Genomic DNA, 10,501 nt, shown 5'->3' with positions numbered 1-10,501 from the left:
TTTGGCTTCGATGAACTGAAGCGATCCGCTATCGAAACCTACGCAACTCATTGAATATCAAGGAGTTTTCCGTTTCGACTGCGCCGGAAGTGGGGCGAATTATAGACATCTGAAATTCGCCGTCAACACTTATTTTCGGCAATCACTCAGATTTCAGAGTGATACGTGCAAAAGCTTTCTTGCCAGCCTGGCACACGTGAGTCGCACCCAGTACATATACAAAGGAACGATCAACCACTTCACCATCAACGCGCACACCACCAGACGCCAACAGATCACGTGCTGCCGCCGAGTTCTTCACCAACCCTGCTTTATTAAGAACAGCAGCGATCGGCATATCTTCAGCAGAAGCCAACTCGATCTCTGGCAGATCGTCCGGCAACTCACCGTCCTTCATACGATTGCCGGCCGCACGGTGAGCACTGGCCGCCGCCTCTTCGCCGTGGAAGCGCGCAACGATCTCTTCCGCCAGCTTGATTTTTACATCGCGCGGATTGGCACCCGCCTCAACATCGGCGCGCAACGCATTGATCTCATCCATCGAACGGAAGCTGAGCAGCTCGAAGTAACGCCACATCAATGCATCCGGAATCGAAACCAGCTTGCTGTACATGACACCCGGCGCTTCTTGAATACCGACGTAGTTGCCCAAGGACTTGGACATCTTCTTCACGCCATCCAGGCCTTCGAGCAGCGGCATGGTCAGAATGCATTGAGCCTCTTGACCATATCCACGCTGCAACTCACGCCCCATCAACAAGTTGAACTTCTGGTCGGTACCGCCGAGCTCGACATCCGCACGCAGTGCAACCGAGTCGTACCCCTGCACCAACGGATAGAGGAACTCGTGGATCGCGATTGGCTGATTAGTGGTGTAGCGCTTGTCGAAGTCATCACGCTCGAGCATGCGCGCGACGGTGTACTGCGAAGTCAGGCGAATAAAGTCCGCCGGCCCCATCTTGTCCATCCAGGTGGAGTTGAACGCAACTTCTGTTTTCGCCGGATCGAGAATCTTGAACACCTGAGTCTTGTAGGTCTCGGCGTTTTCCAGAACCTGCTCACGAGTCAGCGGTGGACGAGTCGCACTCTTGCCGCTTGGGTCACCGATCATCCCGGTGAAGTCACCTATAAGGAAGATCACTTGATGCCCCAACTCCTGGAACTGGCGCAGCTTATTAATAAGCACCGTGTGACCCAAGTGCAGATCCGGAGCGGTCGGATCGAAACCAGCCTTGATACGCAGCGGTTGGCCGCGTTTGAGCTTCTCGATCAGCTCGGACTCGACCAACAGTTCTTCCGCACCACGTTTAATCAGCGCTAGCTGCTCTTCAACCGACTTCATAACAGACCCGCAAGGCTCAGATTCAAAGGGAACCAACCATACAAGATCGCGCACCAATTACAAGTTTTGCCCGGCGCACGGACACCAATCCACAGACACGATGTCTGTAGACTTGCTTCAGAGATGATTTGGTTATATTTTATACAGTTATTTCATCTTCATCATGTCATTCATCTTTTCCAATTCATCATTTTTCAAAGTCAAAATTACCTATGACCACAGAACCGTCTAAAGCGCCGCCGCTTTACCCGAAGACCCACCTGCTCGCCGCAAGTGGAATCGCCGCCCTTCTCAGCCTGGCACTCCTGGTATTCCCTTCCAGTGATGTTGAAGCCAAAAAGACGACCCTGAGCCTTGAACTGGAAAGTCCTGCTGAACAACTGACACAAGATCAAGACGCTGCTGACGCGGTTCAAGCCACAAATGAACCCGTCGCCTCGCCATTTGCACAAATCGAAAACGCTGACCAGAACACGGCCGAAACTGCTGAGGCGGCTCCTGCACCGACGCCCGTTGCTGAAAAGCCGAAAGCCCCCGGGCACCGTGAAGTTGTGGTCGCCAAGGGCGATACGCTGTCGACCCTGTTCGAAAAAGTCGGCCTGCCGGCTGCATCTGTCCATGAAGTTCTGGCCAGTGACAAACAAGCCAAGCAGTTCAGCCAGCTCAAGCACGGCCAGAAACTCGAATTCGAATTGAATCCGGAAGGTCAACTGACCAGCTTGCACAGCAAGGTCAGTGACGTCGAAACCATTACGCTGACCAAGAATGACAAGGGTTATGCCTTTAACCGGGTCACCGCCAAGCCGAGTGTTCGCACCGCTTACGTTCACGGCGTCATCAATAGCTCGCTTTCCCAATCCGCGGCCCGTGCCGGCCTGTCGCACAGCCTGACCATGGATATGGCGAGCGTCTTTGGCTACGACGTCGACTTCGCTCAGGACATCCGCCAGGGCGACGAATTCGATGTGATTTACGAGCAGAAAGTGGTTAACGGCAAAGCGGTTGGCAATGGCCCGATCCTGTCCGCCCGCTTCACCAACCGCGGCAAGACCTACACCGCCGTGCGTTACACCAACAAGCAAGGCAACAGCAGTTACTACACCGCTGACGGCAACAGCATGCGCAAAGCGTTCATCCGTACTCCGGTGGACTTCGCCCGCATCAGCTCGAAGTTCTCCATGGGCCGCAAACACCCGATCCTCAACAAGATCCGTGCCCATAAAGGTGTTGATTACGCTGCACCACGCGGTACGCCAATCAAGGCTGCCGGTGACGGCAAAGTACTGTTGGCTGGACGTCGTGGTGGCTACGGCAATACCGTAATCATCCAGCACGGCAACACCTACCGCACGCTGTATGGCCACATGCAGGGCTTCGCCAAAGGCGTGAAAACCGGCGGCACCGTCAAGCAAGGCCAGGTTATCGGCTACATTGGCACCACTGGCCTGTCCACCGGCCCGCACCTGCACTATGAGTTCCAGGTCAACGGTGTTCACGTCGATCCCCTGGGCCAGAAGCTACCAATGGCTGACCCGATTGCCAAAGCCGAACGCGCTCGCTTCCTCGCCCAGAGCCAACCACTGATGGCGCGCATGGATCAAGAGAAGGCCACCATGCTGGCTTCGAGCAAGCGTTAATTCATGGCCCTGTATATCGGCGTAATGTCCGGAACCAGCCTCGACGGTCTGGACATTGCCCTGATCGAACAGATTTCGGCGATCAAATTGATCGCCACGCACTACATTCCCATGCCCGAGTCACTGCGCGCCGAGCTGCTTGGCTTGTGCGCCAGCGGCCCTGATGAGATAGCCCGTTCGGCGATTGCCCAGCAGCACTGGGTGACGCTCGCCGCGCAGGGCGTACATACCCTCCTCGATCAACAGAAACTCAAGCCGCAGGACATACGCGCAATCGGCAGCCACGGTCAGACGGTTCGTCATGAACCGGCACGCGGCTTTACGGTGCAGATCGGCAACCCTGCCCTGCTGACCGAATTGACTGGGATTACCGTAGTCAGCGACTTCCGCAGCCGCGATGTAGCAGCCGGGGGCCAAGGCGCTCCGCTGGTACCTGCGTTCCACGAAGCGTTATTTGAAGAGCGGACCGGCAACCAGGCCGTCTTGAATGTCGGCGGTTTCAGTAATCTGAGCCTGATTGAACCGACCAAACCTGTAGCCGGTTTCGACTGCGGCCCGGGGAATGTGCTGATGGACGCCTGGATTCAGCAGCAGCGCGGTGAAAACTACGATCGCAATGGCGACTGGGCAAAAACAGGTTCGGTTGAGCCGAGACTGCTTCACGCGCTCCTCAGCGATCCATTCTTCGTCACCAAGGGACCGAAAAGTACCGGCCGCGAAGTGTTCAACCTGCCCTGGCTGGAACAACATCTCTCGCACCTGCCAGCCTTTGCTGCCGAAAACGTGCAAGCCACGTTGCTTGAGCTGACCGCGTTGACCATCATCGAATCTCTGCAAAACGCTCAAACCGATACTCGCGAACTGTTGGTCTGTGGCGGCGGCGCGCACAACGCCACGCTGATGAAACGTCTGGCCGAGCTGCTGCCGAACACCAAAGTCGCCAGCACTGCCACTCACGGCGTTGATCCGGACTGGGTCGAAGCCATGGCCTTTGCCTGGCTGGCCCATTGCTGCCTCGAAGGCATTGCTGCCAATCGCCCAAGCGTCACCGGTGCACGCGGTCTGCGGATACTCGGCGCCATCTATCCTGCGTAAAAACCACGCACAGCAAAACGCCGCAGAACCGTAAGGCTCTGCGGCGTTTTGTTATCTGAAACGCAGTGCGATCAGATCGAGAACGAGGACCCGCAACCACACGTCGTGGTCGCGTTCGGATTCTTGATCACGAAGCGCGAACCTTCCAGACCTTCCTGGTAGTCCACCTCAGCACCGGCCAGGTACTGGAAGCTCATCGGATCCACCACCAGACTCACGCCTTCGCGCTCGACGATGGTGTCGTCCTCGGCCACATCTTCATCGAAGGTGAAGCCATACTGAAACCCTGAACAACCGCCGCCCGTAACGAATACGCGCAGCTTCAAGCGATCATTCCCCTCTTCATCGACCAGGCTCTTCACCTTGTGCGCGGCACCGTGGGTGAATTGCAAAGCCGTGGGGGTGAAGGATTCGACGCTCATGCTGACTATCTCCCGGCGTTACGCCGCCATAATGCGTGATGACGCGCATTATCCGCTTGTCCGAGAAAATCGGTCAACTATTGTTACGGTATATCAATAAACCCGACGAGCTGTTCAGGATGCAAAAAGGCCCGTTTAACGGGCCTTTTTGCTGTACTGCTTGAAGTGTTAGGGGAGCATACCGGCGTGGGACAGACCAAAGCGCTCGTCCAGTCCGAACAGGATGTTCATGTTCTGCACCGCCTGACCCGACGCGCCTTTGACCAGGTTATCAATCACCGACAGCACCACCACCAGATCGCCATCTTGCGGACGGTGAACGGCGATACGGCAAACGTTAGCACCGCGCACGCTACGGGTTTCCGGATGACTACCGGCAGGCATCACGTCGACGAACGGCTCGTTGGCATAACGCTTTTCAAACAGCGCCTGCAGATCCACCGAGCGATCAACCACGGTCGCGTAGAGCGTGGAATGGATGCCACGGATCATCGGGGTCAAGTGTGGAACGAAGGTCAGACCAACGTCCTTACCCGCTGCACGACGCAGGCCCTGACGAATTTCCGGCAGGTGACGGTGACCTTTTACCGCGTAGGCCTTCATGCTTTCCGAGGTCTCCGAGTACAGCGAGCCGACCGCCGCACCGCGACCGGCACCGCTGACGCCGGATTTGCAGTCAGCGATCAAACGCGAAGTATCGGCCAGACCGGCCTCAAGCAGCGGCAGGAAACCCAGTTGCGTAGCAGTCGGATAGCAACCCGGCACCGCGATCAGGCGAGCCTTCTTGATCTGCTCGCGATTGACTTCCGGCAGACCGTAAACCGCCTCGTCCAACAGTTCAGGCGCGCCGTGCGGCTGACCGTACCACTTGGCCCACTCTTCAGCGTCTTGCAGACGGAAATCGGCCGACAGGTCGATGACCTTGGTCCCCGCCGCCAGCAATTCACCCGCCAATGCGTGAGCCACACCGTGCGGAGTGGCGAAGAACACTACGTCGCAAGCGCCGAGGGTCTTGATGTCCGGCACGCTGAAGGCCAGGCCATCGTAGTGGCCGCGCAGGTTCGGGTACATGTCAGCCACGGCCAGACCGGCCTCGGATCGGGAAGTGATCACCACCACTTCTGCCTGCGGATGCTGCGCCAACAGACGCAGCAGTTCGACACCGGTGTAACCCGTGCCGCCGACGATACCGACCTTGACCATAACCTGCCCTCAAAGAACCCACTGGAAAGCCGTCGATAATAGGGGCCGAGCGCCCCTGCGACAACCGTCAAGGTGACGTGCGGACGCTCAAGCCTCTACTATCCGGCTACCGTGAATGAGGGAATAACCAAAAATGCTCTATCTATGGATCAAAGCGCTGCACATTGTCAGCGTCGTTTGCTGGTTTGCCGGGCTGTTTTACTTGCCGCGACTGTTCGTTTACCACGCACAAAGCGAAGACACGATCAGCAAGGAACGCTTCAGCGTCATGGAGCGCAAGTTGTATCGCGGCATCATGGGACCGGCGATGATCGCCACGCTGATTTTCGGTGGTTGGCTGATTTACCTGAACCCGGGCATCTTCAGCATGGGCGGCTGGATTCACGCCAAACTGACCCTGGTCGTCTTGCTGATCGGCTACCACCACATGTGCGGTGCGCAGGTAAAACGTTTTGCCCGTGGCGAGAACACCCGCAGCCATGTCTTTTATCGCTGGTTCAATGAAGTGCCGGTTCTGATATTGCTGGCTATCGTAATTCTGGTCGTGGTCAAGCCGTTCTAACTTCAACCTGTACAGATCTTTGGGGTGTTAATAATGTCGCTGCCCGCTCTGCTCGAACAACGTCTGCGCCTGCCTGTCGTGGCAGCGCCGATGTTCCTGATTTCCAACCCGGAACTGGTGCTCGCGTGCTGCCGCAATGGCGTGGTTGGTAGCTTTCCGGCTTTGAACCAGCGCGAAAGCAGCGGTTTCAAAGCCTGGCTGGAACAGATCGAAGCGGGACTGGCGACACTGGACAATCCGGCGCCCTACGCCGTGAACCTGATCGTGCACAACAGCAACCCGCGCTTGCAGGCGGACTTGAACATCTGCGTCGAACACAAAGTGCCGATCGTCATCACCAGCCTCGGTGCGGTAAAGGAACTGGTCGACGCGGTACACAGCTATGGCGGACTGGTCTTCCATGACGTCACCACTCGCCGACATGCCGAGAAAGCGGCCGAGGCCGGTGTCGACGGTTTGATCGCCGTGGCGGCCGGCGCCGGTGGCCATGCCGGGACCTGGAGTCCGTTTGCGCTGACCGCCGAAATCCGCCAGTTCTTCGATAAAACCCTGTTGCTTGCAGGCTGTCTGAACCACGGCCATGAGATTCTCGCCGCACAGCTGCTCGGTGCGGATCTGGCCTACTTCGGTACGCGATTTATCGGCACCACGGAAAGTCATGCGCCTGACGCCTACAAGGAAATGCTGCTGACAGCCAAGGCTGCGGACATCATCCATACTCCAGCGGTCTCGGGCGTGCCAGCGAGCTTTATGCGGCAGAGCCTGGCAGCGGCCGGCTTCGATATGGCCGCTCTGCAAGGTAAAGGCGAGGTGAATTTCGGTGACAAGCTCAAGCCGATCAACGATGAAGCCAAAGCCTGGAAAACCGTCTGGTCGGCCGGGCAAGGTGTAGGGCAGATCGATGACCTGCCGAGCGTGGATCAATTGATCGCACGGCTGGACGCCGAGTATCGCCAGGCACAGGAACGCGCGGCACAGTTGCCGAAACGCTGGCCACGCTAAGAAAAACCAGGCCAGCCCAGGTGGGCTGGCCTTACACTGCTGACCTTTCAATCCATTCGCGACAAGGATGCCTCGGCCATGAGCGAACCCCGTTACAAGATCGTCTTCGACGGTGCCCTCCAGCCCGGTGTCGATATCACCACCGCCAAACTGAATCTGGCGGATCTGTTCAAGAGTGAGGTTGCCGCGATCGAGCGCCTGTTCAATGGCCGCACCGTTGCTCTCAAACGTGATTTATCCCACAGCGATGCGCAGACTTATCTGCAAGCGCTGAGCAAAACCGGGATCGATGCGCGCATTGAAGCGGAACCAGGCATCGAGCTGAACCTGGCCGATGTTCACGAGCATGCTCCGGCCGTGGCAGAACCTGACTCTCCTTACGCACCACCGCGCGCCAGCGTCGGCGAGAACCTGCCGGCGTTCGCCACACTCAAGCCGTTCAGCGTCGAAGGGCGAATCGGCCGTCTGCGCTTTCTGGCATGGACAATGGTCCTGAGCCTGGTGACTTTGCCCATCGTCGGCGTGTTCGCTCTGCTGGCTCTGGGGCTGGTCAGCGGCGACTCCACCACCGGCCTGATCATTGGCGGGATCTTTGCCTTCTTCCTGTTTATCGGCTTCCTGATTGTCAGCATCCTGTTCAGCGTCCAGCGTTTGCACGACATCGGCTGGTCGGGTTGGTTGTGGCTGCTGAACCTGGTGCCGTTCGTGGGCAGCTTCTTCCCGCTGGTCATCATGGTTGTGCCAGGCAACACCGGCGCCAACCGTTACGGCCCTCCGCCGCCGCCAAACAGCACGGCGGTGAAAGTGCTGTGCTCCCTGTGGATCGTGTTCTTCGCGCTGATTTTTGTCGGTGGCATGTTGGGTGGGATCTCGGCGATCCAGCAGGAGTACGAAAGCAATCTGGAAAGCAGCTACGAAAGTGGCTCGGTGTCCACTGATGAAGTCGAAGTGGAAGCCGTATCACCTGTGGATTCCGCCGACGAAGCCGCCGAAGCGGCGCAGGCCCCTGTAGACTCTGCGAAAGAATGAACAGCGCTCCCCGCCGTGACACCCGCGTCGCTGGCGCGGAGCTGTTGCGATGGAGAATTGCATGACCCGTTACGCTCTGATCACTGGCGCCTCCAGCGGTATCGGTCTGGCACTGGCCGAAGCGCTGGCCCGGCGCGGCCGCAGCCTGATTCTGGTGGCACGACAACGTGATCAGCTGGAAAGTATCGCGATCGAACTGACCCAACGCTTTGGTGTAGAAGTGCTGTTTCGCGCCTGCGATCTGGGTGAGCCGTTGCGCCTGTCCGGTTTTTTGTTAGAGCTTGAAGAAGGTGACCGGCAGATCGACTTGCTGGTCAATTGTGCCGGCATCGGCACCTGCGGCCCGTTTCTCGCGCAGGACTGGATGACCGAACAGGATCTGATTGAAGTGAACATCCTTGCCCTCACCCGTCTCTGCCACGCCATCGGCAACAGCATGGCGTTGCAGGGCGGCGGGCAGATTCTGAATGTCGCCTCGGTGGCCGCTTTCAATCCCGGCCCATGGATGAGCACTTACTACGCCAGCAAAGCGTATGTTTTGCACTTCTCCGAAGCCTTGCGGGTCGAACTCAAACAAAGTGCGGTAAAGGTTTCAGTGCTTTGCCCCGGCCCCACACGTACGGCATTTTTCCGCACGGCACAGCTCAACAGCGACAAACTCAAAGACAGCAACTTGTTGATGAGTCCCGAGGAAGTCGCGCTGTACACCGTGCGCGCCCTCGACAAGAACCGCGCCATCATCATTCCCGGGCGGCGCAACCGCTGGTTCGCGTTTTTGCCGCGACTGGGTTCGCGCTGGCTCAACCGCACCATCGTCGGCATGGTCAACAAGGCTTACTGCCCGCGCTGAAATGCCCTACAGGTAAAACACTGGGCGGGCTCATTTCCCATGAGTACACTCAGGCCAGCCCATACAACGGAGAAAACAGCAGTGGATACTCTGTTCACCAAGATCATCAACCGGGAGATCCCGGCCAAGATCATTTACGAAGACGACCAGGTTCTGGCGTTCCACGACATCGCCCCGCAGGCACCGGTACATTTTCTGGTGATCCCGAAAAAACCGGTGCGCACCCTCAATGACCTGACCGAAGACGACAAGGCACTGGCCGGGCACATCCTGTTCACTGCGCAGCGTCTGGCACTGGAACTGGGTTGCGAAGAAGGTTTTCGGGTGGTGATGAATTGCAATGAAAAGGGTGGGCAGACCGTCTATCACATTCATATGCACGTACTTGGTCAGCGTCAGATGAACTGGCCACCGGGCTAAGGCATACCCCATCCCCTGTGGGAGCGAGCCTGCTCGCGAAGGCTTCAGTACATTCAACACATCAGTGTCTGACAGTAAGCTTTCGCGAGCAGGCTCGTTCCCACAAAAAAGCACGACCGCGCGGCCAATGACCCAGCGCAAACCTTCCCCGGCCGATTCGGTTAAACTGGCCGCCGAGATTCTTCCCGGAGGTCAGCATGACTACCCAACGTCACTACTCGCCAATTGACCGTCTTCTGCTGCAAGCCGATGCCGCGATGCGCACGCTGCTGCCCTTCAGTGGCCAGCCATACCGCCCATCGCCGGCGATTTTGCAGCCGGAAACGCAACTGAGCGACGAAGACACCCGCCACGTCGCCGGCCTGATGCGCATCAACCATACCGGTGAGGTCTGCGCCCAGGCGTTGTATCAAGGGCAGGCATTGACCGCCAAGCTGCCTCAGGTGCGCGAGGCCATGGAGCACGCCGCCGAAGAAGAGATTGATCATCTGGTCTGGTGCGAACAACGCATTCATCAGTTGGGCAGTCACACCAGCGTTTTGAATCCACTGTTCTACGGCATGTCGTTCGGGATCGGCGCAGTCGCCGGATTGATCAGCGACAAGGTCAGTCTCGGTTTCGTCGCGGCAACCGAACACCAGGTTTGCAAGCATCTGAACGAGCACCTGGAACAGTTGCCCGCCGAGGACGAGAAGTCCCGGGCGATTCTGGAGCAGATGCGCATTGACGAAGAACATCATGCGGAGAGTGCGCTGGAGGCTGGAGGTTTTCGTTTTCCGGCGCCGGTGAAGTTCGGGATGAGTATTTTGGCCAAGGTGATGACCAAGAGTACCTATCGGATCTGAGGTCTGTGTGGGTGCCAAGGGCCTCATCGCGAACAGGCTCGCTCCTGCAGGGCTCTGTGTTCCAGCCATAAAAAAGGCGACTACCGCAAAGTAG

At 57.8% G+C, this 10,501-nt stretch carries 11 protein-coding genes; 8 read left to right on the top strand and 3 right to left on the bottom strand.

Going from position 1 to position 10,501, the window contains the following annotated elements:
• Nucleotides 1–142 precede the first annotated feature (142 nt).
• The gene (tyrS, locus tag ACM6IV_RS16200) at nt 143–1,342 is read right to left on the bottom strand and encodes a tyrosine--tRNA ligase (protein WP_414870752.1); all 1,200 of its coding nucleotides are present in this window, start codon (nt 1,340–1,342) and stop codon (nt 143–145) included.
• Nucleotides 1,343–1,554: 212 nt separating this feature from the next.
• Between tyrS and ACM6IV_RS16195 the strand changes: the two genes are divergently transcribed.
• Both ACM6IV_RS16195 and ACM6IV_RS16190 read left to right on the top strand, forming a co-directional pair.
• Nucleotides 1,555–2,979 (top strand): peptidoglycan DD-metalloendopeptidase family protein, encoded by a 1,425-nt coding sequence (locus tag ACM6IV_RS16195; RefSeq protein WP_414870751.1) that lies wholly within the window; start codon nt 1,555–1,557, stop codon nt 2,977–2,979.
• Between the two features lie 3 nt (nt 2,980–2,982).
• Nucleotides 2,983–4,074 (top strand): anhydro-N-acetylmuramic acid kinase, encoded by a 1,092-nt coding sequence (locus tag ACM6IV_RS16190; protein WP_414870750.1) that lies wholly within the window; start codon nt 2,983–2,985, stop codon nt 4,072–4,074.
• Nucleotides 4,075–4,145: 71 nt separating this feature from the next.
• Here ACM6IV_RS16190 and erpA read toward each other — a convergent pair whose 3' ends face one another.
• Nucleotides 4,146–4,496, bottom strand: a complete 351-nt coding sequence (erpA, locus tag ACM6IV_RS16185) for an iron-sulfur cluster insertion protein ErpA (protein ID WP_008077999.1) — start codon at nt 4,494–4,496, stop codon at nt 4,146–4,148.
• Between the two features lie 168 nt (nt 4,497–4,664).
• A complete protein-coding gene (argC, locus tag ACM6IV_RS16180; protein WP_034155112.1) occupies nt 4,665–5,699 on the bottom strand; it encodes an N-acetyl-gamma-glutamyl-phosphate reductase in 1,035 nt (344 codons plus the stop codon).
• A gap of 133 nt (nt 5,700–5,832) precedes the next feature.
• Between argC and hemJ the strand changes: the two genes are divergently transcribed.
• From hemJ to coq7, 6 genes are all read left to right on the top strand, one after another.
• The gene (gene hemJ, locus ACM6IV_RS16175) at nt 5,833–6,261 is read left to right on the top strand and encodes a protoporphyrinogen oxidase HemJ (RefSeq protein WP_414870749.1); all 429 of its coding nucleotides are present in this window, start codon (nt 5,833–5,835) and stop codon (nt 6,259–6,261) included.
• Between the two features lie 33 nt (nt 6,262–6,294).
• On the top strand, nt 6,295–7,263 hold the full coding sequence (locus ACM6IV_RS16170; RefSeq protein ID WP_414870748.1) for an NAD(P)H-dependent flavin oxidoreductase: 969 nt from the start codon (nt 6,295–6,297) through the stop codon (nt 7,261–7,263).
• 78 nt (nt 7,264–7,341) lie between these two features.
• The gene (locus ACM6IV_RS16165) at nt 7,342–8,292 is read left to right on the top strand and encodes a DUF805 domain-containing protein (protein ID WP_414870747.1); all 951 of its coding nucleotides are present in this window, start codon (nt 7,342–7,344) and stop codon (nt 8,290–8,292) included.
• Nucleotides 8,293–8,353: 61 nt separating this feature from the next.
• A complete protein-coding gene (locus ACM6IV_RS16160) occupies nt 8,354–9,142 on the top strand; it encodes an SDR family NAD(P)-dependent oxidoreductase (protein WP_414870746.1) in 789 nt (262 codons plus the stop codon).
• Nucleotides 9,143–9,223: 81 nt separating this feature from the next.
• A complete protein-coding gene (locus tag ACM6IV_RS16155; RefSeq protein ID WP_003228789.1) occupies nt 9,224–9,562 on the top strand; it encodes a histidine triad nucleotide-binding protein in 339 nt (112 codons plus the stop codon).
• A 197-nt stretch (nt 9,563–9,759) separates the two neighbouring features.
• Nucleotides 9,760–10,407, top strand: a complete 648-nt coding sequence (gene coq7 / locus ACM6IV_RS16150; RefSeq protein WP_414870745.1) for a 2-polyprenyl-3-methyl-6-methoxy-1,4-benzoquinone monooxygenase — start codon at nt 9,760–9,762, stop codon at nt 10,405–10,407.
• The last annotated feature ends 94 nt before the right edge of the window (nt 10,408–10,501 follow it).

This window comes from Pseudomonas sp. IT-347P (assembly GCF_949768005.1).
Classification (GTDB): domain Bacteria; phylum Pseudomonadota; class Gammaproteobacteria; order Pseudomonadales; family Pseudomonadaceae; genus Aquipseudomonas.
The sequence above is the reverse complement of the archived record's forward strand: the minus strand, read 5'-3'. Positions and strand labels throughout refer to the sequence as shown.